Here is a 24828-nt window from a genome sequence, read left to right on the forward strand (position 1 = left end):
AATCGTCAAAATTCGATCGTTTGAACGAATATATGGAAAAAATAGACAAGTTTGATCTGAATATCATTTCCTGCCTGCAACGCGAGGGCTCGCTGTCGCAGCGCGAGCTGGCCGATCGGGTGGGGTTGTCGCAGAACGCGTGCTGGCGGCGGCTGCAGCGGCTGAACGCCTGCGGCATCATCCGCGGCACCCGCGCCGAGGTGAACCTGGCGGAACTCGGGCTGGACCTGACGGTGTTCGTGATGATCCGCACCAGCCACCATGCCAAGGAATGGGCCGACGGTTTCCGCAAGCACGTGGAACGCCTGCCCGAAGTGACCGGGTTCTACCGCATCGGCGGCGACTGGGACTACCTGATCCAGGTGGTCTGCCGCGGCATCGCGGGGTACGACCGCTTCTACCAGAAGCTGATCACCGATTTCGAGCTGTCCACGGTGACGGGGTTCTTCAGCATGGAAGCCATCATCGAGAACCGGCCGCCCGACCTGGGGCTGCTGCAGGAATCCGTGGGCAACGCGTAGCGCCCACGGTTGGCCGCGGGCGGCGCGGCGGCTTGAATAACCGGCGGTCATGATGTCCCGGGGCGGCTTATATCCACGGGTTATCCCGGATGCCTCCATATCCACAAATCGTCAATAATTCGCCAACGTTTTGTCGTCGATCCGTCCCCACCGCCGCCCATGTCCGTTTCCGTCCGGGACGCCATTGTTTCCTCCTCCCATCTCGCCTCGTCCGCCCCGGAGCTGTCCGAGGTGGAGTTCGGCCTGATCATCGCCTCGCACGCCTTCAACCGCTGGATGGTCCGCTGCATGGCCTGTGCCGGGCTGCCCGAGCTGACCTCGCTGGACATCCTGGTGCTGAACCACGTGTTCCATCGCGGCCGCGGCAAGAAACTGGCGGACATCTGCTTCACGCTCAATGTCGAAGACACCCACCTGGTGAACTATTCGCTCAAGAAGCTGGAGCGGCTGGGCGTGGTGCAAAGCGCCAAGACCGGCAAGGAAGTGATCTACACCACCACCGATGCCGGCGCCGCCGCGATCCAGCGCTACGCCGAAGTGCGCGAGCAATGCCTGGTGAAACCCTTCATCGACTCCCCCGCCGCGGACGATGCCAGCCACCAGCTGGCCAATACCCTGCGCGCCCTGTCGGGCCTGTACGACCAGGCCGCCCGCGCCGCCACCTCGCTGTGAGAATCCACGTTGTCTAGCCTTCCCGCCTCCTCCGCCCAGCCGCTGCTCTCCGTGCGCGGCGTCTCGGTGGACTTCAATACCGAAAACGGCGTGTTCCGCGCCGTCGAGAACCTGGACTTCGACGTGCGGCCGGGCAAGACGCTGGCCATCGTCGGCGAGTCCGGCTCGGGCAAGTCGGTGACGTCCATGGCCATCATGCGGCTGACGGACTACAACAACGGCCGCATCGCCACCGGCAAGATCCTGTTCCGCGACGGCGCCGACCGCGAGGTCGACCTGACCGCCGCGTCCGACGAGCAGATGCGCGCTATCCGCGGCAACGACATCGCCATGATCTTCCAGGAGCCGATGACCTCGCTGAACCCGGTGTTCACCATCGGCGACCAGATCATCGAGGCCATCATGCTGCACCAGCAGCTGTCGCGCTCGGCCGCCCGCAAGGCGGCGCGCGCCCTGCTGGAGAAGGTGCGCCTGCCGGACGCCGAGCAATTGCTGGACCGCTATCCGCACCAGTTGTCGGGCGGCATGCGCCAGCGCGTGATGATCGCGATGGCGCTGTCGTGCCAGCCGCGCCTGCTGATCGCCGACGAACCCACCACCGCGCTGGACGTGACCATCCAGGCGCAGATCCTGAACACCATCCGCGAACTGCAGCGCGACCTGGGCACCGCCGTGATCTTCATCACCCACGACATGGGCGTGGTGGCCGAGATGGCCGACGACGTGGTGGTGATGCTGCGCGGCAGGAAGGTCGAGCAGGGCCCGGTGGAAGAGATCTTCCGCGCGCCCAAGCATCCCTATACCCGCGCCCTGCTGGCCGCCGTGCCGCGCCTGGGCAGCCTGATCGGCCGCGACCTGCCGCTGCGCACGCCGCAGACGGTGCTGGAAGGCGACACGCTGCGCGAAGTGGGCGAGACCCGCGAGCAGGACACGGCCCGCTACGACGAGCCGGTGCTGCGCGTCGAGAAGCTGACCACGCGCTTTGACGTCGGCCACAATCTGTTCGGCCGCGTGACCCACCGCGTGCACGCGGTCGAGGAAGTGAGTTTCGACGTCTACCCCGGCGAGACGCTGGCGCTGGTGGGCGAATCGGGCAGCGGCAAGTCGACCATCGGCAAGACCCTGCAGCAGCTGGTGGCGCCGACCTCGGGCGCGGTGCGCTACAACGGCCAGGACATCTTCTCGATGGACACCGCCGGCCGCCAGCGCCTGCGCCAGGAGATCCAGTACATCTTCCAGGATCCGTATGCCTCGCTGGACCCGCGCAAGACCGTGGCCTTCAGCATCGCCGAGCCGATCCGCACCCATCGCCTGCTGACCGACGAGGCCGCCATCGCGCGCCGCGTCGGCGAGCTGCTGGAACAGGTGGGCCTGAAACCCGAGCACGCGCGCCGCTATCCGCATGAATTCTCCGGCGGCCAGCGCCAGCGCGTCTGCATCGCGCGCGCCCTGGCCAGCGACCCCAAGCTGATCATCGCCGACGAATCGGTGTCGGCGCTGGACGTGTCGATCCAGGCGCAGATCCTGAACCTGCTGATGGACCTGCAGAAAGACCGCGGCCTGTCGTACCTGTTCATCACCCACGACATGGCGGTGGTGGAGAAGGTCAGCCACCGCGTGGCGGTGCTTTACCTGGGCCAGATCGTGGAACTGGGCACGCGCCGCCAGATCTTCGAATCGCCGCAGCACGCCTACACCCGCAAGCTGCTGGCCGCCGTGCCGGTGGCCGAGCCCGGCCGCCACATCGACACTTCGCTGATCGAGGGCGAAATCCCCAGCCCGGTGCGGCGCGTGGGCGACGAGCCGGCGATCATTCCCCTGGTTGAATTCGCGCCCGGCCACCGCGTGGCCCGCGCCGCCTGAACCTTCCGTTTTCTACACGTCGGCCCGGCCGATTTCCCGTCCCTGGAGTTGAACATGCTCTCCCTACGCAAAACCTTCACCGCCACCGCCCTGGCCCTGGCGCTGGGCGGCGCGCTGCCCGCGGTCCTGTCGACCGCCCAGGCCGCCGGCACGCTCAACGTCGCCATCAACCAGGATCCGGGCAGCTGGGATCCGATCGACACCTTCGTGACCTTCTGGGGTTCGGTCGGCAGCAACCTGTACGACGGCCTGACCATGCGCGGCGCCGACCTGAAGCTGCAACCCGGCCTGGCCACCAAGTGGGAATACCTGGACGACAACAAGCGCCTGCGCTTCACGCTGCGCCAGGGTGTCAAGTTCCACAACGGCGAGCCGTTCAACGCCGAGGCCGTCAAGTTCACGTTCGAGCGCCTGCTGGGCGCGGAAGGCGCCAAGGGCCCGCAGAAGTCGAACTACGACTCGATCGGCGAGGTCAAGGTGGTGGACGAGTACACCGTCGACTTCATCCTCAAGCAGCCCGACCCGGTGCTGCTGACCAAGCTGGCCGGCTACGGCGCCATGATCGTGCCGCCCAAGTACATCCAGGAAAAGGGCGAGGAGAACTTCAACACCCATCCGGTCGGCACCGGCCCGTTCAAGTTCGAGAGCTACCAGCCCAAGGTCAACGTGACCCTGGCGCGCAATGACGACTACTGGGGCGGCAAGCCCAAGCTGGACAAGGTGGTGTACCGCTTCATCAGCGAACCCGGCACCCAGGTCGCCGAACTGCAGGCCGGGCGCGTGGACATCGCCACGCTGATCCCGCTGGGCCTGATCGAGACGGTCAAGAAGTCGGGCAACGCCGACGTCATCTCGACCGGCGGCCCGGTGGCCTTCGCGCTGCGCTACAACACCAAGAACGGCATCACCCAGAACCGCGACGTGCGCCGCGCGCTGATCATGGCGGTGGACCGCGACACCATCGTCAAGCAACTGCTGCTGGGCCAGGCCAAGACCATCGCCAGCTTCCAGGGTCCGCAGTCGTTCGGCTACAACCCCGAGCAAAAGCCCCTGCCCTTCAACCCCGCCGAAGCCAAGAAGCTGCTGGCCGGCGCCGGCATCAAGCCGGGCGCGACGGTGCAGATCGACGTGCGCGGCAGCGATTCGAATTTCCGCGAAGTGGCCCAGGCGGTGTCGGGCTATCTGCAAGCGGTGGGCGTGCGCGCCACCATCAAGCCGTATGAGACCGGCGTGCTGCTCAACGACATCATCCCCGGCGGCAAGACTGGCGAGATGTGGCAGAACCAGTGGGGCGGCTGGACCTACGACTACGACAACACGGCCTACCTGATGTACCACTCGGGCCAGAAGTGGAATCCGTACGACAACGATCCCAAGCTGAACGCCATGCTGGAAGCGCAGCGCACCGTCTATGACGTGAAGAAGCGCGAAGCCATGCTGCAGGAGATCGCCGGCTACGTGGCCGACCAGGCGCTGGAACTGCCGCTGTACAGCCTGAACACCATCGTCGGCGTGAACAAGCGCGTGAAGAACCTGGAAGTGCCGGGCGACATCCGCTTCCGGTTCGTCGATACGACCGTGGAGTAGAGCCCCCCCGAGGCGCTGCGCGCCTTCCCCCAGGGGCATGCCTGCGGACCGGCGGAGCCGGATCCGCGGCATCCCGCTTAAGGGCGATGCCTGATTGGGCGTCGTGATGTCTGTGTGGCACTTGAAGCATTTGACGCATTAACCCTACTGATTCGCCGGGGCGAAAGCCCTGGCGGAGCCTCATGACCGGATTTCTGATTAAACGCGTGTTGCAGGCGGTCTTCGTGATCGTGGCCGTGACGCTGCTCGTCTCCTATGCCGTGCGCCTGACCGGCGACCCCGCGCTGATGCTCAGCCAGGGCTCGGGCAGCGTCACCGAGCAGGACCTGGCCAACATCCGCCAGGCGCTGGGCCTGAACCGGCCGTTCCACGAGCAATACCTGAGCTACATGCAGGGCCTGCTGCATGGCGACTTCGGCCGCAGCTTCATGGGCGGCACCTCGGTCGCCAAGCTGATCGGCGACGCGTTGCCAGCCACGCTGATGCTGGCGTTCACCTCGCTGATCGCGTCGATCCTGATTTCGCTGCCGCTGGGCATCCAGGCCGCCATCAAGCGCGGCAAGCCCACCGACCAGGCGATCCGCATCCTGTCGCTGGTGGGGCTGTCGTTCCCCAACTTCTGGCTGGCGCTGATGCTGGTGCTGCTGCTGTCGATCACCTTCCCACTGCTGCCGCCCTCGGGCTGGAGCGGTCCGGCCAGCCTGGTGCTGCCGTCGCTGACCATGGCCATCATCCTGTCGGCCACCAACATCCGGCTAGTGCGCACCACCATGCTGGAGACGCTGTCGGCCCAGTACATCATGGTGGCGCGCAGCAAGGGCCTGAAGGAACGCATCGTGCTGTACAAGCACGCGCTGCGCAACTGCGCCATTCCCCTCATCACCTACCTGGGGCTGCAGTTCGGCGGCCTGATCGGCGGCATCGTCGTCATCGAGATGGTGTTCAACTGGCCCGGCCTGGGCACGCTGGCGTTCGACGCCATCTCCGGCCGCGACTACCCGGTGCTGCAAGGCACGGTCACCGTGCTGGCCGCCGTCATCGTCCTGGTCAACCTGATCGTCGACATCGCCTACGGCATCGTCGATCCCCGTATCCGCACGCGGTGATCCCCATGCAGACGACTACTTCCCCCGCCGCTCCCAAGGCCGCCAAGCCGCGCAGCCGCTACCGCTCGCTGGAATTCGTGCTGGGCGCCGCGCTGACCGGCGTCATGATCGTGCTGGTGCTGGCCTCGGGCTGGCTGTTTCCCGATGGCGGCGAGTCCATGGACCTGACCGCCCGCCTGATGGCGCCCTTCACCAGCGCCGCCCACCTGTTCGGCACCGACCCGCTGGGGCGCGACGTGCTGGCGCGCGTCATCGTCGGCGGCAAGATCTCGCTGCTGGTGGGCTTCGCGTCGGTGCTGGGCGGCGCCCTGCTCGGCATCATCATGGGCCTGATCGCCGGCTACTACCGCGGCTTCTGGGACATGATCGTGATGCGCTTTGCCGACGTGCAGCTGGCGCTGCCGTTCATCCTGGTGGCCATCACCTTCATCGCCATCCTGGGCGGCGGCCTGTTCAACGTGATCTTCTTCATGATCATCTCGCAGTGGGTGCAATACGCGCGCCTGGTGCGGGCCCAGGTGCTGGCGCTGCGCGAACGCGAATTCGTGCTGGCGGCGCGCGCCTTCGGCGTGCGCGACCTGGCCATGATCCGCCACCACATCGTGCCCAACCTGCTGGGCCCGCTGGTGATCCTGATGACGCTGAACGTCGCCAACAACATCCTGCTGGAAAGCAGCCTGACCTTCCTGGGCCTGGGCGTGGATCCCATGATCCCGAGCTGGGGCGGTATGCTGGCCGATGGCCGCACCTACATGCAGACGGCGTGGTGGGTGAGCGTGTTCCCCGGCCTGGCGATCATGCTGACCGTGCTGGGGCTGAACCTGCTGGGCGACTGGCTGCGCGACCGCCTGGACCCCACCGGCAAGGTGTAAATGTATGCCCCCGCCTTGGGGCGGCCTGCTGCGGCAGGCACTTGAGGACTACTGACGATGGCATTGCTGGAAAAGACATTCGACCGCACGCTGGACGCCTGGATCCATGCCTACAAGGCCCCGGCCTGGCGCGGCGCGGCCGTCGAAGGCTGGCTGTTCGAGGGCGTCGATGCGCGCCGCGAGGCCGAGGCGCGGCTGGCGCAGGCCGGCGTGACGGCGCGCTTTCGCAGCGCCTACAAGCCGCTGCTGCACTACTTCCTGGAAGAGGTCGAGCGCGACGGCCTGGTGGCGGTCGAGCTGCGCTACCCGCGGCATGAGCACGCGCTGCCCAAGCGCTTCACGCTCGAAGCCTATCCGCTGGTGGCGCTGCTGCAAGGCGTGCGCGTGACGATGAAGCCGGGCGCGTCCGACCTGCACTACGACGTCACGCTCGTCTACGCCGACGGCCGACGCCGTGAAGATCGCGTGTTCGCGCCCAACCAGCTTGGCCAGGCGCAGGACGGCACGCCCGAACTGTCGCCCACGGGGTGGCTGCGCGTGCGCGACGCCGACGGCGCCATCCAGACCGACGCGGCCCAGGCCACCGAATACCAGCAGGCGTTCCGCAGCATCGTCGACACGGTGCGCAACCATCCCTGGGGCGCGCACGAGCCGTATTTCGACCGGCTGGAGATCCGCGTCGACCTGCCCGGCATGGACTTCGCGCTGCCGGTCGACGAGGAAATCGTCAGCACCTTCGAGGCGCTGCACGAAGACCTGTACTTCACGCTGCTCGAACACTTCCAGCACCATTCCGGCCGCCCCTCCGGCGACCGCGGCCTGCAACCCGGCCAGATCATTCCCGACATCCGCCGCCACGACGGCGCGGCGCGCGTGCAGGTGACGCTGGAACCCTTCGCGCCGCCGGCGCCGGTGGCGCCCGTGGCGCTGGACGCGCCGCTGGCCGAACTGCGCCAGCCGCTGGCCGCCGCGCAGATCGCCGGCTGCATGGCCGCGCTGGGCGGCGACGCCTTCCAGGCCGTGTCGCGCCAGGGCCGCCCGGTGCTGGGCACCTATCTGCGCGGCCCCGGCCCGGCGGTCTTCATTTCGGGCGCGCAGCACGCCAACGAGACCTCCGGCGTGGTCGGCGCGCTGCGCGCGGCGCAAGCGCTGAAGGCGCGCGGCGACGCCCATTTCGCGCTGATCGCGGCCGAGAATCCGGACGGCTACGCGCTCTTTAACCGCCTGCGCGAACAGCATCCGCGCCACATGCTGCACGCATCGCGCTACAGCGCGCTGGGCGACGACATCGCCTACCGCGAGCACGCGCCATTCTTCGAACGCGAAGGACGCCACCAGGCCCACGCCATCAGCGGCGCGCAGCTGCACATCAACCTGCACGGCTACCCGGCCCACGAGTGGACCCGCCCCCTGTCGGGCTACCTGCCGCGCAATTTCGAGCTGTGGACCATCCCCAAGGGCTTCTTCCTGGTGCTGCGCCACCACCCGGGCTGGAGCGAGCGCGCCCGCCGCCTGATCGAGGGCGTGACGGCGCGGCTGGCCCGCAACGTGCCCGGCCTGGTCGAATTCAATGCGCGCCAGCTTGAACTATTCCACGCGCACGCGCTCGAAACCGGATTCGATGTGCTGAACGGCATTCCCGTGCAGGTCACGGAGACCGACCGGGAAGAGCTGCCGATGGCGCTGATCTCCGAGTTTCCGGATGAAACCGTGTACGGGGACCGCTTCGTTTTCGCGCATACTGTGCAAATGGAAACCGTCCTGGCGGCGACCGATATCCACCGCTCCGGACATTAGCAAGCGCCCGACATGAACATCCGAGAACGCAACCACGGCGACGACCTCGCCCTGGTGGACATCTGGCTCCGTTCGGTACGGGCCACCCATACGTTCCTGTCCGAAAAGGAAATCCAGGCCATGTACCCGCAGGTGCTCAACACCCACCTGCCGTCGGTGCGCGTCTGGGTCTGTGAGGACGATGCCGGCGAAGTCGCCGGCTTCATGGGCCTGAACGGCAACAAGGTCGAGATGCTGTTCGTCGACGCCAACAAGCGCGGCAAGGGCGCCGGGCGGCGCCTGCTGAATTTCGCGCTGTCGCTGCACGGCAGCCTGCGGGTCGACGTCAACGAGCAGAACCCGCAGGCGCATGGTTTCTACAAGCACTATGGCTTTGAAGACGTGGGCCGCTCGGAAACCGACGACGCGGGGCGGCCGCGGCCGATCATTCATATGAAGCTGGCGGGCTGAGGCCGTCAGCGGTTCTCCCGGGTGTGCCACAGTCGCAATACGTAGATGATCGAATCCCGGATCTCGTAACGTATTTCGTACTCCCCGACCAATATCCTGCGTACCTCGCGCGGTTCGAACTGAAATAGCTGCTCGCCAATGCGGGAGTTGGTCGGCAAAACACTTGAAGCCTTGACCAGCGCTTGCACAGCCCGTACGGCCGCGGGCCTATTCACCGCCGCCAGGAATTCATGCAAGCGCGCCAGATCGGAAAGCGCCTTGCTGGTCCACTTCATTTCCATCATCGCGGCAGCGGCAATGGCTGGTCAGAGCCCAGGCTCTCCGCCCAGGCTTGCACGGCTTGGTCATCCACAATCCGACCAGCATCCACGTCAGCAAGCGCTTGCTGGGTGAGCTTGTCACGTTCCTCCTCTTGGGCAATCCAAGCGGACAGTGCCTGCTTCACGATCCAGCCGCGAGATCGGTCCAGGCGCACAGCCATCTGATCGACCTTCTCGGCCAACGGAAGCGGCACATGTGCGGTCAGCACCTTGGTTGCGGGACTCATCTTGTATCTCCAGAGGGGTACTGTCAGCATGGGCAGCCTATTTTAATCGAAGTGATTAATTCTTAATCAAAAAAGATCATCAGATGCGGTTTGGCTGGGCAGAAGCCAGACGTCCCCGCGCAAGACAAGACGGTTTCAGACAATCGCCCGGTTCGGACGCTTGATAGCCATACGATAATAAAAATCATTCCCTATCAATAGACAAACCATGATCCTCCGGTCACCCCGTGGCATGGTGACTTGTGCATGAGCGCCCCCTCCTATCCCTCGCCTCCCTCGCTGGAAACCCTCTACCACGATCATCACGGCTGGTTGCGGAGCTGGTTGCAACGCCGCCTGGGCAACGATTCCGATGCCGCGGATCTGGCGCACGACGCCTTCCTGCGCTTGTTGGCCAAACCGGTGGGCCGCGAGTTCCACGGCTTTCTCCAGGCTCGCGCCTGGCTGCGCACCGCCGCCAGCGGCCTGTGCGTGGACCTGTGGCGTCGCCGCGAAATCGAACGCGCCTGGCTGCAAACCCTGGCCGCCCAGCCCGAGCCGCTGGCGCCGTCGCCCGAGGATCGGGCGCTTGTCGTCGAGGCCCTGCTGCAAATCGGCGCGATGCTCGGCCGCCTGTCGCAAAAGGCGGCGAGCGCCTTCATCATGGCTCAGGTGGACGGGATGCCCTATCGCGCCATCGCGGCGCAGTTGTCCGTCTCCGAACGCATGGTCAAGAAGTACATCGCCCAGGCCATGCTGCAATGCGCCTTGATCGAGGCCGGCCGGGGTGACTGATCCCGCGTCCGGCAAAGCGAAGCGCCCCCCGCGGAGCCAACGGGCCGCGGCAACCGCGCCTGCCGCGGCGCGAACCAAGCCCCGTATCCAGAGCCTGGAGCAGGCGGCGCAGTGGTACGCCAGACTGCGCGACGAGCGCGCCACCGACGCGGATCGGGTCGCCTGGCAGGCCTGGCTGCAGGCGCCGGAGCATCAGGCCGCCTGGGCCTGTATCGACAAGGTCAGCCGCAAGTTCGACCCGTTGCGCGGCTATGGCCCACCGGGCACGACAGCCGCGGTCGCCAGCGGCGAGGCGGCGCGACGCGCGGTGAATGCCCGACGCCAGGCCCTGAAAGTCATTCCCGGCGTCATGGGCCTGGGCCTGTTCGCCCTGGGTTGGCGCTACACGCCGCTGCCCGAGGTGGTGGCGGCGCTGCGGGCCGACCACCACACCGGCACCGGCAAGCGGCAGCGCCTGGTGTTGACTGACGGTTCGCGCGTATGGCTCAACACCCGCAGCGCGCTGGACGTGGACTACCGGCGCCAGGAACGGCGCCTCATCGTTCTGGACGGTGAAATCCTGGTCCAGACCGCGCAAGACAAGCTGCGGCGCCCGTTCTACGTGGATACGGTGCATGGCCGGTTGCAAGCCCTGGGCACCCGCTACTCGGTGCTCCTGGGCCGCGCATCAACGCGCGTCGACGTATTCGAGGGCTCAATGGAAATCCGCACGAACGCGGGACGGACACTGCAGGTTCACGACGGGCAAGCCGCCACGTTCGACACCCAGCAAATCCGCGCCCTGGCGGGCGCCGATCCGATGCGTGAAGCCTGGGTTCACGGCGTGGTGCCGGCGGACCACATCCGCCTGGCGGACTTGCTGGCCGAACTGGGCCGCTATCGCCACGGCCATCTCGGCGTCGCCCCGGAAGTGGCGGACATTCGCGTCATGGGCGTCTTCCCGACCGACGATACGGACCGGGCGCTGGCCATGCTGGAGCAGACCCTGCCCATCCGGGTACGCCGTCGCCTGCCGTGGTGGACGACGGTCGAAGGTCGCTGAAACCGCCCCGAGTTGAAAGGCATCACGCCCGCGTCGGTCACCTTCCTTGATCCGCACGCATCGTACCGGCCTCGCCTCCTCAATAGGACCAAAGGCAGTTCCCCATTTTTCCGTCCAGTTCGATTTAGTGCATAAGAGACGATGATCGGAGGAACGCGGGCCTTTCGTCCCGATCCGGCCCGCCCACGGAACGCGACGGAAAACCGTGCCTGCCATCGATGGTCGTCTCTCCATCCAAGTAACTTCCGGAGAGATCAATTGATGCCACGTCCCATTATCCGCCCGCGTGGCCCCGCGCTGCGTCCGTTGGCGCTGGCACTGAACCTAGCCATGGCGGGCTCGCTGCTCGCCTCCATGGGCGCGATGCCCGCCGCACAGGCGCAGACCGCCGCCGCGCCGGCACGCCGTTACGACATTCCCGCCGGCCCGCTCAACACGACCTTGAACCGCTACGCAGAAGAAGCAGGGATATTGTTATCCGCCCCAGGCGCCCTGACACAAGGCAGGTACGGGCCTGGCCTGTCCGGCGCGGCGACCGTCGAACAGGGCTTCGCCCGGCTGCTTCAGGGCCAAGGATTGCAGGCAGTACGCCTGGCTGATGGTAGCTATGTCTTGCATCAGTCCACGCCGGATAGCAGTGCCGTGACCTTGCCTGCTGTGCGCGTAACGGCAACGCCATCCGCGCCATCGGCAGTGCCCGAGCCCTATGCCGGCGGCCACGTGGCCCGGGGTGGCCGCCTGGGCTTGCTGGGCAACAAGGATGTCATGGAAACGCCGTTCAGCACGAGCAGCTATACCTCGCGCATGATCGAGGATTGGCAGGCCGATACGGTGGCGGAGGTGTTGCGCGCGGACGCATCGGTAAGAGAGACGTTCCCCGAATCGGGTCCGACAGAATTCTTCAATGTGCGGGGCTTCCACATGCCAAGCACGGATTTCGCCTGGAATGGCCTTTTCGGTCTGACGCCGGGCTTTCGCGTCGCCACGGAGTTCCTTGAACGGGTGGAAGTGCTGAAAGGCCCGGGCGCTCTGTTGTATGGCATGACTCCGGCCGGTTCCGTGGGCGGGGTCATCAACCTGGTGCCCAAACGCGCTGGCGACAAGCCGTTGACCCGCCTGACTACCAGGTATGCCTCGGATTCGGAGCTGGGCGCCCATTTGGACATGGGGCGACGATTCGGACAGGAGAATGAATTCGGCATCCGGGTCAATACCGCCACATCCAATGGCAACACCGCATTGGACGGCCAGAGAGAGAAGCGGGAAATGGCCGCGGTGGCGCTCGACTTTCGCGCAGAGCGGCTGCGCATCGCGCTGGATGCCTACAGCATCGATGGCAAGAAGCGCGGCGCCATGCCGCTCTTCACCACTTTCGCCAACGAACACGTTCCTGCGGCTCCCGATCCTGCGACCAACACCATGCCGGGGGCGTATTCCTCCGAGCGCAGCAAGGCGCTCATCGGCTCGCTCGAATTCGATTTCAACGAACATTGGACCGGATTCGCGGCCATCGGCACCAAGCATCAAAGCAGTTCCGGCTACATGAACAACGCGCTGGGCATGAATGCGCAAGCCTCGGGCGACTACATGGGCATGGCCAAGAATACGAGAAGCTTCTCCAACGTCAACGCCGCCAATGCCGGCATTCGCGGACGTCTGCGCACGGGCCCCGTCGGACACGAGATCACCTTCAGCGGCAATGCCATCCAACAAGCCGGCGGCGCCGTCCAAGGCCCGGTGACGATGTGGGCGTCGAACATCTACAGGCCAAGCCAACCCACGCTGACGGTCGGCCCGGCCATGGTGCCAAAATCGTCCGACTCCACCTTCAGCAGTATTGCCCTCAGCGACACGCTTTCGTTCTCGCAGGACAAGTACCTGCTGACGCTGGGCGCGCGGCAGCAGCGCGTCCGAACGAAGAACTATGCGCCGTCGGGTGCCGTGACTACCCGATATGATGAACAAGCGCTTACGCCCGCCGTTGGCTTCGTCGTCAAGCCATGGGCCACCCCCGTCTCCATTTACGCCAACTATATCGAAGGACTCTCGCAGGGCGACAGAGTCACGGATACCACTGCCGCCAACTTTGGCGAGGTCTTCCCGCCGTACAAAAGCAAGCAGATGGAACTGGGGGCAAAGTGGGATGCAGGCAATCTACTGAATACCCTTGCCGTATTCCAGATCACTCGTCCGAGTCTCATCAAGGACAACGGCAGCAACAGATATGCGCCCGACGGAGAACAGCGCAATCGTGGCCTTGAATGGAACATCGCCGGCGCGGTGACACCGGGATTGCGCTTGCTGGGCGGAGCGACTTATCTCAAGGCGATCAACACACGGACCCGCGCCGGGCTGCTGGACGGAAGGATGGCCATGGGCGTTCCCACCTGGTTGGTCAACCTGGGCGCCGAATGGGATACCCCGTGGTTGCCCGGCCTGACGCTCCGGGCCACGGCCATCCACACAGGCCGGCAATATGCCGACAACGCCAATATGCAGAAATTGCCGGCCTGGACTCGGGTCGATCTGGGCGCCCGGTACGTCACCCGGCTGGCGGCGCACCCTGTTGCTTTCCGTGCGGGCGTGGAGAATGCCTTCAATCAGCGCTATTGGTCAGGCGCGTGGAACGGCTTTTCCTCCGTCGGCGCGCCACGCACGGTCAAGCTGGCGGTCAGCGTGGATTTCTGACTTGCGGCCCATCGCATGACGTGCGACTGCGCACTTAGGCGGCCCTTGCCCCCTACCCCGCCTCGCCATGCCGCGCCCGCCACGCCTTGAGCGCGGCGCGGTATTCGTCCATGGCTTCGTTGTAGGTATCGTAGACGCAGGGGATACAGCCGCTGTTGCAGCATTCCTCGGGCGCCGGGGCCTCCGGCGGGACGGGCGGCGGATCGTCGTCGACGGGCGGAGTGGTGTTCGGGGTATCGGGGGTATTCGCGGGACTCATGGCCGCATGTTAGCGCCGATCGGCGCCGCCTCGTCCGCCAGCGCCCGCCATTGCTGGCGCCGGATCTCGTAGCGCAGCTTGCGCGCCTCCCCTTCGCCGGTGGTCTCGATCCAGCGCATCCCGCATTTTTCCATGACGCGCAGCGACGCGGCGTTGGCCTGTATGGCCACGGCGCTCAGCGCGTCCACCGGCAGGCGTTCGAATCCCAGCGCCAGCAGGGCGCGGGTGATTTCCGAGGCGTAGCCCCGGCCCCAACAGGTGGGCATGAACGCGTAGGCGATCTCGACCCGCTCGATCTTGCCCGACAGCGCCAGCTTGAGGCCGGCTCGGCCGGCCAGCGCGCCGCTGTCGCGCTCGCTCAGCACATACATGCCATAGCCATGTTCGGCCCAGTGCAGCATGTTGTGCTCGACGTAGCGCCGGCTGGCCGTGGCGTCGCGGGTGCCGCCCATGGAGGCCATCAGGGCAGCGTCGGCGTGCATCGCGGTGATGAAGGGCAAATGGGTCGACGACATGCGCTCGGCGCGCAGGCGCCGGGTGACGAAGGATTCGGGCAGCAGGGCGGACGGCATGATCTCGAAGCATGGACACACACGGTGCCTTGCATCATATCCATGCCCGCCCCTGCATGCCATCGCACTTTCGCACCGTGGACACACCGCTGGCGTCGCGGTACGCGGCGCAAAGCGCGGCAATCGCGGCGGGTTCCGGTCGCGCCGGCGCGGCGGCCTGGGCAGGCCTTCCCCGCTAGCCGCGCTTCAGGCCCAGGAAGCTCCAGTGCACGTCGGCGCGGTCCAGCATGTCTTCGCGCCTGACGAGGTGATGCGCCGACAGGCCATGCCCGGCCGCCAGCGCGATGGTCTCCTCGGCCGACACGTCGAACATGCGGCGGCCGGGCGGCACCGGGCCGTGGCGCAGCGACATCAGGATCTGGCCGCCGGGCGCCAGCAGGGCCGCCAGCGCCGCCATGCCACGGGCGCGCTCGTGCTCGTCCAGGTGCATCCAGACGGCGGTCAGCATGATGACGTCGAATTCGCGCCCTTGCAGGCCCGCAAGTTCGGGCAAGGCGTCATCGACCCACTCCAGGTTGGGCAGCGCGTGGCGCCGCTGGCCCTCGCGCCGCAGTTCGGGCGTGGGCTCGGCCGCCACCACCTGGTGGCCCATGCGGGCCAGCGCGGCGGCATCGCGGCCCGAGCCGGCGCCGATGTCGGCGATGCGCGACGGCGTCGCCGGGATCAGGTGCGCCACGTCGCGATGCACATCCGCGAAAGCGATGCTCTCGTACTGCTCGGCCAGGGCCGCGGCGTTTTCGCCGTAACCCTGGGTGCCCGAGACCACGGCCCCGCCGCCGTCGACAGCTTGCGCGGGATCGGCGGCGCTCATTTGGCCTTGAGCGCGTCGTAGATGCGCTTGCCGACGCGGCCGTCCTGCGGCAGGTTGCGCTTTTCCTGTTCGGCGCGCACCGCGTCGCGGGTCTTGGCGCCCGGGATGCCGTCGGCGGTGCCGACGTCATAGCCGCGGGCGTTGAGCATCTCCTGCACTTCCTTGATCTGCGCGCGCGACAGGCCGGGGTCGTCCGTCGGCCAGGCCGTGGCCAGCGCCGGGCCGCCCTGCAGGCGGTTCAGCAGCAACGCCACCGCCAGCCCATAGCGGCGCGACTGGTTGTAGTGCAGGATCGCGTCGAAATTGACGGTGGCCAGGAACACCGGACCCTTGGCGCCGGTGGGCGCGAACAGGTAGGCCTGCTGGTCGTTGCCGGCGGCCAGCTTGAGCGCCGAGCCGTCGCCCTGCTTGAGACCCGCCTGGGCCCACTGCGCGATGCTGCGGCGGTCCTGCGAGCCCACGTATTCGGCGTCGGGCGCGGGCGGGATGGCGGCGGCCACGTCGGCCGGCACGCGCACCTCCACCACCGCCGGCAGGCCGTGGGTCCACTTGGCGCGGCGCTTGCGCAGGTGGTTGGCGGTCGAGGCCAGGGCGTCGGGCAGCGAGTTGTACAGGTCGATCTTGCCGTCGCCGTCGCCGTCCGCCGCCAGCTCGTAGAACGAGGTGGGGATGAACTGCGTCATGCCGAAGGCGCCGCTCCAGGAGCCGACGAAGTTGTCGGCCGGCACCACGCCGTCGCGCAGCAGGCGCACGGAGGCGTAGGCGTTCTTTTCCCACAGTGTCTTGTTCTCGGTGCAGGCGCGGGTCAGCCAGGCGTTGAGCACGTCGGTCTTGCCGACCTGGCGGCCGTAGTTGGTCTCGATGCCGAAGATGGCGACCAGCGTGGCCGGGTCCACCTGGTACTGCTGGCTGATGTCGCCCAATTGCTTGCCGTACTTGGCGAGCACCGCGCGGCCGTCGGCCACGCGTTCTTCGTCGACCGTCTTGGCGATGTAGTCCCACCAGCTTTCACGGCCCTCGGGCTGGCCCTGGGCGGATGCCACGGTGGTGGGCAGCAGCTTGGCCTTGGCGGTGTACTTGTCCCAGTCGGCCACGGTCAGGCCGTTGGCGGTGGCGCCCTTGCGCAGCTTGGCGATACACGCCTTGGTGTCGAGTTCGGTCGGGATGATGACCGTGGGCGCGGCGGGGGTCGCGGTCGCGGCGGGGGCGGCGGTGGCGGCCGGCGCGACAGGCGCATGGGCCGGCGCCGCCGCGGGCGTGGCGGCCGGCGTGGCGACAGGCGTACGCATGTTTGTCGGCGGAGCGGCCGGCGAATCGTCCGGCGTGGCCGCGGGCGCGGCGGCAGGGGCCGCTGCCGGCGTGGCCGGATCGTCGAAGCTGCGCTTGGGCGTCAGCACCGGTCCGGACGGGGAAGGCTGGGCTCCGGGACTGCGCGTGCCGGTGGCCGAAGCAGGCGACTGGGCCTGGGCGGCGCCCAAGGCAGCGACGCTCAGCGCGGCGGCCAGCACCGCGCGCGCCAGGGGATCGATTCGGGTGCGAAGCGCATTCTGTCGCATGGTTATCCTGAAAAATCGAAGTCAGCCCGGATCGTACCGCGAGCGGGCGCCGAAATCGAACCGGCGCATTGCCAAGAGAAATGGGGCGTTACCCGTGCCTCGCTAACGGCTCGCGCGCTCCGGCCCGAACCAATACTGCCACCGCACCTCATCCGACGAATACCACGGCAGCAGGCCGATGCTGTGCGACTCGCGCTGCACGCTCACCAGCAGCCCGCCCGCCTGTGGCCGCAGCAGCGCCACGGTGCGGAACACGCCCATGGATTCGTACTGGCGCCAGTCGCGCCGGGCGCTGATCCAGAAACGGCCCTGGGTGCAGCCGCCGAAATGCTGGACGCCGGGCAGGGCCGCCAGCGGGCCGTCGGCCGGGCGGTCGACGCCGGCCGTGGCGTCGCGCAGGGGCAGCAGGCCCGTGAACCGGCCCCCTTGGCCGTCGTCGGCCACCACTTGCCAGCCTTGCGGCGCCGCGTTGAAGGTGACGCTGGCGGCCGGCGTGGGGCGCCAGGCGTGTTCCGCGGTATCCGGCAGGCCCGGCAGGTCCAGCGTGTAGGCCAGGAAACGGCGCAGGTCGCCAACCCCGGCGGCCGCCTCGCCCGCGCGCGGTTCGCCCGCGACGCGGTAGGTGCCGGACAGGTCCGGACATTGCACGGGGTCCGACGGCAACACCAGCGCCGTGCCGTCCTTGAACGGCGGCCAGGCCACGCGCACCTCGTCCACGGTCGACACGCCGCAGCCGGCCAGCGTCGCCAGCGCCAGCGCCGCCATCAGCCATCTTGGCACGGCCCTGCGCCGCCCGGATCCCCGCCTTGTCGTCATGCGCATCGCACAGCCGCCTCCCTGGCGACGAACTATACCGAAACGCCAGGGCCGCGTTGCCAAGGACCCGGCGCGGGTCAATAATCGGCGCATTGCCACTGCCCTGCCCGCCATGACGCCCTTCAAAGGAAAACTCCGCACCCGGCACCTGGAAATCGTGCTGACGGTGGCCGAGCTGGGCAATCTGTCCAAGGCGGCGGCGCAGCTGCACAGCACGCAGTCCGGCCTGTCGCGCGCCATCGCCGAGATCGAGGAGCTGGTGGGCGCGCGGCTGTTCGAGCGCACCGCCCGCGGCACCAGTTGCACGCCGCTGGGCGAGGCCATGTGCCGCCACGCGCGCCAGCTGCTGACCGGGTTCCGCAAGGCCGAGATCGACCTGGCGGCGCTGTCGCGCGGCGACGAGGGCAGCCTGACGGTGGGCTGTTTCTCGATGTTCGCCGGCTGGCCGGTGGCGCAGGCGGCCACGCGTTTTCGCCAGGCCTATCCGCGCATCACGCTGACGCTGGAGATCGGCACCCACGAGCGACTGATCGACGATCTGGACGCGGGCGCGCTGGACGTGCTGATCAGCCGCTTCTCGTCCACGGTGGATCCGCGCATCTACCGCTCGGCCAACCTGCTGGACGACCCGGTGGTGCTGGTCTGCGCCCCCGATCATCCGCTGGCGGACCGCGCCGACGCCACGCTGGCCGACTGCGTGGCCTATCCGTGGATCACCGCCCTGCCCGGCAGCCGCATCCGCGGCGAACTGGAAATGGTGCTGCACCGCGAAGGCCTGCCGATTCCGGATATGATCGGCGCCCTGTCGCTGGAATTCGGCCGCGAGATGCTCACGGTCGGTCCTTACCTGTGGATGCTGCCGGGCAGCGTCGCGGCGGTGCGCGCGGCGCGCGGCGAAGTGCTGGTGCTGGCGGCCCGGCCGGCGCTGCGCAGATCGCCGCTGGCGGCCATCTGGCGCCGCGACCGTCCCAGCACCCGCCAGGCCCGCGCCTTCGCCGATACCGTGGCGCTGGCCATCAATACCCCTACTTAGGAGCGCCCATGTACGACTGGCTCAACACCTTGCCCAAGGCGGAACTGCACCTGCACCTGGAAGGCACGCTCGAACCCGAGCTGCTGTTCCGGCTGGCCCACCGCAATGGCGTGGCGCTGCCGTGGCCCGACATGGATGCCCTGCGCGCGGCCTATGACTACGGCAACCTGCAGGAATTCCTCGACCTGTACTACCGCGGCGCCGACGTGCTGCGCACCGAGCAGGACTTCTACGACCTGACCTGGGACTACCTGGTCAAATGCCACGAGCAGAACGTGGTGCACACCGAGCCCTTCTTCGACCCGCAGACCCACACCGACCGCGGCGTGCCGTTCAAGGTGGTGCTGGACGGCATCAGCCAGGCGCTGGAAGACGGCCGCAAGAAGCTCGGCATCAGCAGCGGCCTGATCCTCAGCTTCCTGCGCCACCTGCCCGAAGAACAGGCCATGCGCACGCTGGAAGAAGCGCTACCCTACCGCGACGCTTTCATCGCCGTGGGCCTGGACAGCAGCGAAAAGGGCTTTCCGCCGCGCCTGTTCCAGCGCGTCTTCGACCGCGCCCGCGCCGAGGGCCTGCCGGCCGTGGCCCACGCCGGCGAGGAAGGCCCGCCCGAATACATCTGGGAGGCGCTGGACCTGTTGAAGGTGCTGCGCATCGACCACGGCGTGCGCGCCGCCGAGGACCCGCGCCTGATGGCGCGCCTGATCGACGAGCAGATCCCGCTGACCGTGTGTCCGCTGTCGAACACCCGCCTGCGCGTGTTCGAGCACATGTCGCAGCACAACATCCTGTCGTTGCTGGATGCCGGCGTGAAGGTCACGGTCAACTCCGACGATCCGGCCTACTTCGGCGGCTACGTCACCGAGAACTTCCATGCGCTCTACGAGCACCTGGGCATGAGCCAGGCGCAGGCCCAGGCGCTGGCCGACAACAGCATGGATGCGCGCATCCTGAAGTAGGCCGGTCCGCGCCCGGGGCCCGGCCATGCGGGTTGCGCATGACCCGGTTCGAAACCGGCATGCCCGCCCGGCCCCTTTCGTCCCTACCATAGTCCCGAGCGGACGGCGGCCCTGCACGCCGCCCGCCAGAGACCATGACGACAAGGGGCAAGACCACATGACTGACACCGTCCAGGCCCGGCTGCGCGCCGGCATGTTGACCGGTTTGCGCGACCGCGGCGTGTGCCGCTTCAGCGCCATTCCCTACGCCGAGCCGCCCGTCGGAGCGCTGCGCTTCGCGCCGCCCGAGCCGGCCCGCTGGCAAGGTCCGCGCGACGCCACCCGCCCGGGCAGCGTGGCGCCGCAACTGCCGTCGCGCCTGCGCGGCGCCATGGGTGACTTCGAGGCGCCGCAGGCCGAAGACTGCCTGCACCTGACGGTGTGGACGCCCGCCGCCGATGAGCGCCGCCGGCCGGTGGTGGTGTGGCTGCATGGCGGCGCCTGGCAAAGCGGCGGCGGCGCGCTCGACTGGTATGACGGCGCCGCCCTGGCGGCGCGCGGCGACCTGGTGGTGGTGGCGGTGAACTACCGGCTGGCCGCGCTGGGCTGGCTGCACGTGCCCGGCCAAACGGCCAACGTGGGACTGCTGGACCAGGAATGCGCCATCGACTGGGTGCTCGGCAACATCCAGGACCTGGGCGGCGACCCCGCCCGCGTCACGCTGATGGGCCAGTCGGCCGGCGCGTCGTCGATCTGCGCCATGCTGGCGCGGCGCCCGCGCTTTGGCCGCGCCATCCTGCAAAGCGCGGCGCTTGGCCGCGGCTTTCGCAGCAGCGCGCAGGCCGCGGCATTGGGGCAGGTGTTTCTGGACGCCGCCGGCGCCGGCGATCTTGAACAGGCCCGCGCCCTGCCGGTCGAGCGCCTGCTGAGCGCGCAGCGGGCGCCCCAGGTGATTGCCGCCCTCGAGGCCGAAGGCAGCCGCCGCAGCCTGTTCGGGCCGGTGCTGGACGGCCAGGTGCTGCCCGCCGACATCGTGCCCGCCTTGAAATCGGCGGCCGGCCGCGCGGACGTGCTGGTCAGCTACACCCGCGACGAAATGGCGGCCTTCCCGGACGGCGACGGCCCCGACTGCGCGCTGGCCAGCGAAGCCGTGTTCGGCGCGCCCTCGCGGCAATGGGCCGCGGATGCCGCCGCGCAGGGCCGCCAGGCCTGGCTGGCGCGTTTCGACGTGGCGCCCACGCCTCGCTTCCGGGCCTGCCATTGCATCGAGCTGCCGTTCGTCTTCGACACGCTCGCGGCCTTTGCCGCCGCGCCCATGCTGCGCGGCCTGCCGCCCACGCAGGCCGCCACGCTGGCCCGGGCGACGCAACGCGCCTGGATCGCATTCATCCGCGGCGAGGCGCCCGACTGGGCGCCCGCGCCGCGCCTGCAAGTCCTGGCCTGAAGCCGGACGCCGGGCGCAAGACCCGGCGCATCCAACACCGACAAGGGGAATACCAATGCTCAAGCAACTCGCCTTCGCGCTCGCCCTGCTGCTGCCCGCGGCCGCCGGCGCGGCCTATCCGGACAAGCCGGTCAAGATCATCGTTTCCAACCCGCCAGGCGGCCCGGTGGACGTGATGCTGCGCGTGCTCGCCAGCAAGCTGTCCACCGCCTGGGGCCAGCCGGTGGTGGTGGAGAACAAGCCGGGAGCGTCGGGCATCATCAGCACCGGCGCGCTGGTGAAGTCGGCGCCCGACGGCTACACGCTGGGCATGGTGGTGGCGTCGTCGGTGACCATCGTGCCGTTCGCGGTCGACAGCCTGCCGTTCGATCCGCAGAAAGACCTGCAGCCGGTGGCGCTGGTGGCGCGCACGCCGTTCATCTTCATCGTGCCCAGCGACAGCCCGATCAGGACCTGGCAGGATTTCGTGCGCGAGAGCAAGACGCGCAGCCTGGCGGTGGGCTCGTTCTCCATCGGCACGGCCTTCCACCTGGTGTGGGAACAGACCGCGCGGCGCGCCGGCATCAAGGCCTTGTATATCCCGTCGTCCTCGTCCGGCAAGACGCAGAACGACCTGATCGGCGGACAACTCGACGTGGGGCTGGACGCGCCTTCAAGCTCCAAGGGCCTGATCGACAGCGGCCGCCTGCGCGCGCTGGCCATCACCAGCCCGACCCGCTTCGCCGGCCTGCCCGACACGCCGACCCTGCGCGAATCGGGCATGGGCGACTATGCGCCGCAGCCGTGGATCGGCCTGATGGCGCCAGCCGGCGTGCCGGCCGAGCGCGTGGCGCGGATCCAGCAATCGGTGGCGGACATCCTCAAGGAACCCGCGATGAAGGCGCAGATGGAAACGCTGGGCATGATTCCGATCGGCGGCAGCGCGCGGGAGCTGGCCGACACCATCGCCGCCGATCGCGCCGAGATGGGGCCGTTGATCAAGGAACTGGGGATCAAGCTGCAGTAGGCGCGCCCACCAGCCGCAGAAACGGGGGGATCAGGCTGGCGGCCAGCGCGTCGGCGTCGGCCGCGCCGCGCGCGATGGCATCATCGACCGCGCCATGCATGCCGTGGTACAGCAGGATCGCGGTCAATCCCGGCTGCGTCAGCCGCCAGCAGCCGGATCGCTGGCCGGCGCGCAACATGGCCTCGGCCTGCGCCAGCACCGCCGCGCGCTCGGTGGCGCCGCGATGCGGGTGGTTGACGTCGTGAAACACAACGTCGTGCAAGGCATAGCCGTCGAAATAGGCGTGCACGCCGGCGCGCGTCCAGGCCCGCAGCCGCGCCACCCCGTCGTCCGGCGCACAGGCCGCCATGGCCGCGTCGATGCGGTCCAGGAACCCCTGCGAGAACTTGGCGCGCAGAGCCGCCAGCACATCCGCCTTGGACGAAAAGTAGTGATAGAAGGTGCCCTTGGCCACGCCGGCCTGCGCCACGATCTGGTCGATGGTGGTGGCTTCGACGCCCTGGCGCACGAACAGGTCTTCGGCGGCTGCCATCAGTTCATCCAGGCGCACCGGCGCGGGTTTGGTGCGCCGCGCGGGCTCGGCGGACGTGGGCGTCCTGGCGGCGGACTTGGCGGAAGCGGAGGCCATCGCGGGCGGGAATCCTTTCATTTTCAACGATCTCCAGTGTAGAGGACGCGCCTGGCGCGCGGTCCGGGAACAATCGGGAATGCGTCTTTTTATTTATTGACCGACGGTCAGTCGATTACTAGAATACGATTTTCCATCCCCTTCACGGCCCTTCCGCATGCTTGCCTCCCGCCGCCGCGCCCTGGTGTTCGCCGTCAACCTGGGCAGTTTCATCACCATCCTGGACATCAGCATCGTCAACGTCGCCCTGCCCACCATGCAGGCGGCGCTGCGCATCGACATGGCCGGCCTGCAATGGGTGGTGGACGCCTACGCGCTGTTCCTGTCGGCGTTCATGCTGTCGGCCGGGCCGCTGGGCGACCGCTATGGCCGCAAGCGTTCGTGGCTGGCGGGCGTCGTGCTGTTCACGATCGGCTCGGCGTTCTGCGGGCTGGCCGACAACCTGCCGCTGCTGCTGGCGGGCCGCGCGGTGCAGGGCGTGGCCGGCGCGCTGCTGATCCCGGGCGCGATGTCGCTGCTGACCCAGGCCTTCCCCGACCCCGCCGAGCGCGCCCGCGCCATCGGCCTGTGGGCCTCGTGCAATGCCATCTCGCTGATCGTGGGACCCATGCTGGGCGGCCTGCTGGTGGCGCACTTCAGTTGGCAGAGCATCTTCCTGATCAACCTGCCGGTGGGGGCGCTGGCGATCGCGCTGGGCGCCTGGGGCATCCAGGAAAGCGCGCATCCCGAACATGCCGCCTTCGATCCCGCCGGCCAGGCACTGAGCGTGGTCTGGCTGGGCGCGCTGACCTATGGCCTGATCACCGCCGGCGAACACGGCTGGCAGGCGCCGGCCACTATCGCCGCGCTGGCCGTGGCCGCGATCGGGCTGATCGCCTTCCTGTGGGTCGAGCACACCGTGGCGCGCCCCATCCTGCCGCTGGGCCTGTTCCGCGACGCCGGCTTCGCCAGCACCAACTTCGCCTCGTTCGTGATGGGATTCGGCGCCTACAGCAGCCTGTTCTTCTTCTCGCTCTACCTGCAGCACGTGCGCGGCCTGTCGCCGCTGGAGGCAGGCTGGCAACTGGCGCCGCAATTCGTGGCCACCGGGATCGTGTCGACGGTGTTCGGCCGCCTGAACCCGCGCTTCGGCCTGCCGCGGCTGATGATCGCCGGCTACGGCATGGTCGGCGCGGCCATGCTGGGCATGATGAGTTTCGACGCGCACACGCCCTACGCGCTTTCCGGATCGTTGATGGTGCTGCTGGGCCTGGGCATGGGATTGGCGGTGCCGGCCACCAGCATGGCGGTGATGGCGACGGTGCCGCGCGAGCGCTCGGGCATGGCTTCGGCCACCATGAACGCGCTGCGCCAGACTGGCATGACCATCGGCATCGCGCTGCTGGGCGCGCTGATGAGCGGCCGCGCGGTCGACCACCTGGCCGCGGCGCTGGCGCGGCTGGGCCAGGCGGATGCGCGGGCGGTGGCGCGCGTGGCGGTCACCCAGCACGCGCTGCCGGCGCAACCCGATGGCGTGGCGGCGTTGTTCGCCGACGCATTGGCCGACGGTTTCCATGCCGCCATGGCCGGCGCCGGCGTGGCCTCGCTGCTGGCGGCGCTGCTGCTGTTGTGGGTCACGCGCGGCGCGCGGCCGGTGCTGCGGGCCGCGTAGGCGACAGGCGCGCGCATCGTCGCGGCGACGCCGGACGCCGCCGCGCGAACCGCCGCCGCGTGGATCCGACGACACTGCGCGGGCCTCGCGGCGAGCCGCCGAAACCCGGGCGGGACGCGCAATTCCAAGGCGCGGAATTCCAGCGCCCGGAATCAAACAGCCGCGTTTTTAAGCAGGCGTAACAAGCGCGCCATC

The 24828-nt window shown here is 68.1% G+C and carries 24 protein-coding genes; 16 read left to right on the forward strand and 8 right to left on the reverse strand.

Annotated elements, in window-relative coordinates:
- Positions 1 to 32 precede the first annotated feature (32 nt).
- The 8 genes from AC6CR5_RS10160 (at position 33) to AC6CR5_RS10195 (ending at position 8868) form a co-directional block, all read left to right on the forward strand.
- A complete protein-coding gene (locus AC6CR5_RS10160; protein ID WP_006385018.1) occupies positions 33 to 521 on the forward strand; it encodes an Lrp/AsnC family transcriptional regulator in 489 nt (162 codons plus the stop codon).
- A 159-nt stretch (positions 522 to 680) separates the two neighbouring features.
- The gene (locus tag AC6CR5_RS10165) at positions 681 to 1193 is read left to right on the forward strand and encodes a winged helix DNA-binding protein (RefSeq protein ID WP_006385017.1); all 513 of its coding nucleotides are present in this window, start codon (positions 681 to 683) and stop codon (positions 1191 to 1193) included.
- Positions 1194 to 1202: 9 nt separating this feature from the next.
- Complete coding sequence (locus tag AC6CR5_RS10170; protein ID WP_498085590.1) at positions 1203 to 3056, forward strand: ABC transporter ATP-binding protein; 1854 nt, start codon at positions 1203 to 1205, stop codon at positions 3054 to 3056.
- Positions 3057 to 3110: 54 nt separating this feature from the next.
- The gene (locus AC6CR5_RS10175; protein WP_020928525.1) at positions 3111 to 4643 is read left to right on the forward strand and encodes an ABC transporter substrate-binding protein; all 1533 of its coding nucleotides are present in this window, start codon (positions 3111 to 3113) and stop codon (positions 4641 to 4643) included.
- A 182-nt stretch (positions 4644 to 4825) separates the two neighbouring features.
- Positions 4826 to 5749 carry an ABC transporter permease gene (locus tag AC6CR5_RS10180; protein WP_006385014.1) on the forward strand — a complete coding sequence of 308 codons (924 nt, stop codon included), beginning with the start codon at positions 4826 to 4828 and terminating at the stop codon, positions 5747 to 5749.
- 5 nt (positions 5750 to 5754) lie between these two features.
- Positions 5755 to 6621 (forward strand): ABC transporter permease, encoded by an 867-nt coding sequence (locus AC6CR5_RS10185; RefSeq protein ID WP_172999624.1) that lies wholly within the window; start codon positions 5755 to 5757, stop codon positions 6619 to 6621.
- A gap of 57 nt (positions 6622 to 6678) precedes the next feature.
- Positions 6679 to 8418, forward strand: a complete 1740-nt coding sequence (locus AC6CR5_RS10190; RefSeq protein ID WP_054517002.1) for a M14 family metallopeptidase — start codon at positions 6679 to 6681, stop codon at positions 8416 to 8418.
- 12 nt (positions 8419 to 8430) lie between these two features.
- Positions 8431 to 8868: an acetyltransferase gene (locus AC6CR5_RS10195; protein ID WP_006385010.1), complete on the forward strand. Its 438-nt coding sequence runs from the start codon at positions 8431 to 8433 to the stop codon at positions 8866 to 8868.
- Positions 8869 to 8873: 5 nt separating this feature from the next.
- On the opposite strand, the gene AC6CR5_RS10200 is transcribed toward AC6CR5_RS10195, so the two are convergent.
- Both AC6CR5_RS10200 and AC6CR5_RS10205 read right to left on the reverse strand, forming a co-directional pair.
- Positions 8874 to 9143: a type II toxin-antitoxin system RelE/ParE family toxin gene (locus AC6CR5_RS10200; protein ID WP_223203203.1), complete on the reverse strand. Its 270-nt coding sequence runs from the start codon at positions 9141 to 9143 to the stop codon at positions 8874 to 8876.
- A 5-nt stretch (positions 9144 to 9148) separates the two neighbouring features.
- Positions 9149 to 9415: a CopG family ribbon-helix-helix protein gene (locus tag AC6CR5_RS10205; protein WP_047991248.1), complete on the reverse strand. Its 267-nt coding sequence runs from the start codon at positions 9413 to 9415 to the stop codon at positions 9149 to 9151.
- 246 nt (positions 9416 to 9661) lie between these two features.
- On the opposite strand from AC6CR5_RS10205, the gene AC6CR5_RS10210 reads away from it, so the two are divergent.
- The 3 genes from AC6CR5_RS10210 to AC6CR5_RS10220 all read left to right on the forward strand — a co-directional run bounded on the left by AC6CR5_RS10210 (position 9662) and on the right by AC6CR5_RS10220 (position 13919).
- Positions 9662 to 10189 carry a sigma-70 family RNA polymerase sigma factor gene (locus AC6CR5_RS10210; protein WP_054436910.1) on the forward strand — a complete coding sequence of 176 codons (528 nt, stop codon included), beginning with the start codon at positions 9662 to 9664 and terminating at the stop codon, positions 10187 to 10189.
- Positions 10182 to 11231 carry a FecR domain-containing protein gene (locus AC6CR5_RS10215; RefSeq protein WP_238874048.1) on the forward strand — a complete coding sequence of 350 codons (1050 nt, stop codon included), beginning with the start codon at positions 10182 to 10184 and terminating at the stop codon, positions 11229 to 11231. The genes AC6CR5_RS10210 and AC6CR5_RS10215 overlap by 8 nt, the downstream gene beginning before the upstream one ends.
- Before the next feature lie 261 nt (positions 11232 to 11492).
- Positions 11493 to 13919, forward strand: a complete 2427-nt coding sequence (locus AC6CR5_RS10220) for a TonB-dependent receptor (RefSeq protein ID WP_238874049.1) — start codon at positions 11493 to 11495, stop codon at positions 13917 to 13919.
- Positions 13920 to 13971: 52 nt separating this feature from the next.
- Here AC6CR5_RS10220 and AC6CR5_RS10225 read toward each other — a convergent pair whose 3' ends face one another.
- From AC6CR5_RS10225 to AC6CR5_RS10245, 5 genes are all read right to left on the reverse strand, one after another.
- Entirely contained in the window at positions 13972 to 14178 is a 207-nt protein-coding gene (locus AC6CR5_RS10225; RefSeq protein WP_006385007.1) for an oxidoreductase-like domain-containing protein, read from the reverse strand.
- Positions 14175 to 14750 carry a GNAT family N-acetyltransferase gene (locus tag AC6CR5_RS10230; RefSeq protein ID WP_026384566.1) on the reverse strand — a complete coding sequence of 192 codons (576 nt, stop codon included), beginning with the start codon at positions 14748 to 14750 and terminating at the stop codon, positions 14175 to 14177. Before AC6CR5_RS10230 ends, AC6CR5_RS10225 begins: the two co-directional genes overlap by 4 nt.
- Before the next feature lie 175 nt (positions 14751 to 14925).
- Positions 14926 to 15561, reverse strand: a complete 636-nt coding sequence (locus tag AC6CR5_RS10235) for a class I SAM-dependent methyltransferase (protein WP_251201428.1) — start codon at positions 15559 to 15561, stop codon at positions 14926 to 14928.
- Complete coding sequence (locus AC6CR5_RS10240; protein WP_498085591.1) at positions 15558 to 17117, reverse strand: lytic murein transglycosylase; 1560 nt, start codon at positions 17115 to 17117, stop codon at positions 15558 to 15560. The genes AC6CR5_RS10235 and AC6CR5_RS10240 overlap by 4 nt, the downstream gene beginning before the upstream one ends.
- 102 nt (positions 17118 to 17219) lie before the next feature.
- Complete coding sequence (locus AC6CR5_RS10245; RefSeq protein ID WP_150100744.1) at positions 17220 to 17897, reverse strand: hypothetical protein; 678 nt, start codon at positions 17895 to 17897, stop codon at positions 17220 to 17222.
- A 148-nt stretch (positions 17898 to 18045) separates the two neighbouring features.
- Here AC6CR5_RS10245 and AC6CR5_RS10250 point away from each other — a divergent pair, with 148 nt between their 5' ends.
- The 4 genes from AC6CR5_RS10250 (at position 18046) to AC6CR5_RS10265 (ending at position 22354) form a co-directional block, all read left to right on the forward strand.
- Positions 18046 to 18966: a LysR family transcriptional regulator gene (locus AC6CR5_RS10250; protein ID WP_020928537.1), complete on the forward strand. Its 921-nt coding sequence runs from the start codon at positions 18046 to 18048 to the stop codon at positions 18964 to 18966.
- An 8-nt stretch (positions 18967 to 18974) separates the two neighbouring features.
- Complete coding sequence (locus tag AC6CR5_RS10255; RefSeq protein ID WP_006396140.1) at positions 18975 to 19925, forward strand: adenosine deaminase; 951 nt, start codon at positions 18975 to 18977, stop codon at positions 19923 to 19925.
- Between the two features lie 157 nt (positions 19926 to 20082).
- Positions 20083 to 21348: a carboxylesterase family protein gene (locus AC6CR5_RS10260; protein ID WP_172999628.1), complete on the forward strand. Its 1266-nt coding sequence runs from the start codon at positions 20083 to 20085 to the stop codon at positions 21346 to 21348.
- Between the two features lie 55 nt (positions 21349 to 21403).
- A complete protein-coding gene (locus AC6CR5_RS10265; protein ID WP_006384921.1) occupies positions 21404 to 22354 on the forward strand; it encodes a Bug family tripartite tricarboxylate transporter substrate binding protein in 951 nt (316 codons plus the stop codon).
- Here the strand turns inward: AC6CR5_RS10265 and AC6CR5_RS10270 are convergent.
- Positions 22341 to 22982, reverse strand: a complete 642-nt coding sequence (locus tag AC6CR5_RS10270; RefSeq protein ID WP_020928541.1) for a TetR/AcrR family transcriptional regulator — start codon at positions 22980 to 22982, stop codon at positions 22341 to 22343. The genes AC6CR5_RS10265 and AC6CR5_RS10270 overlap by 14 nt on opposite strands.
- Positions 22983 to 23139: 157 nt before the next feature.
- On the opposite strand from AC6CR5_RS10270, the gene AC6CR5_RS10275 reads away from it, so the two are divergent.
- Positions 23140 to 24633, forward strand: coding sequence for an MFS transporter (locus tag AC6CR5_RS10275; RefSeq protein WP_054445494.1), 1494 nt, complete (start codon positions 23140 to 23142; stop codon positions 24631 to 24633).
- The last annotated feature ends 195 nt before the right edge of the window (positions 24634 to 24828 follow it).

Source organism: Achromobacter sp. EG18, from assembly GCF_059759395.1.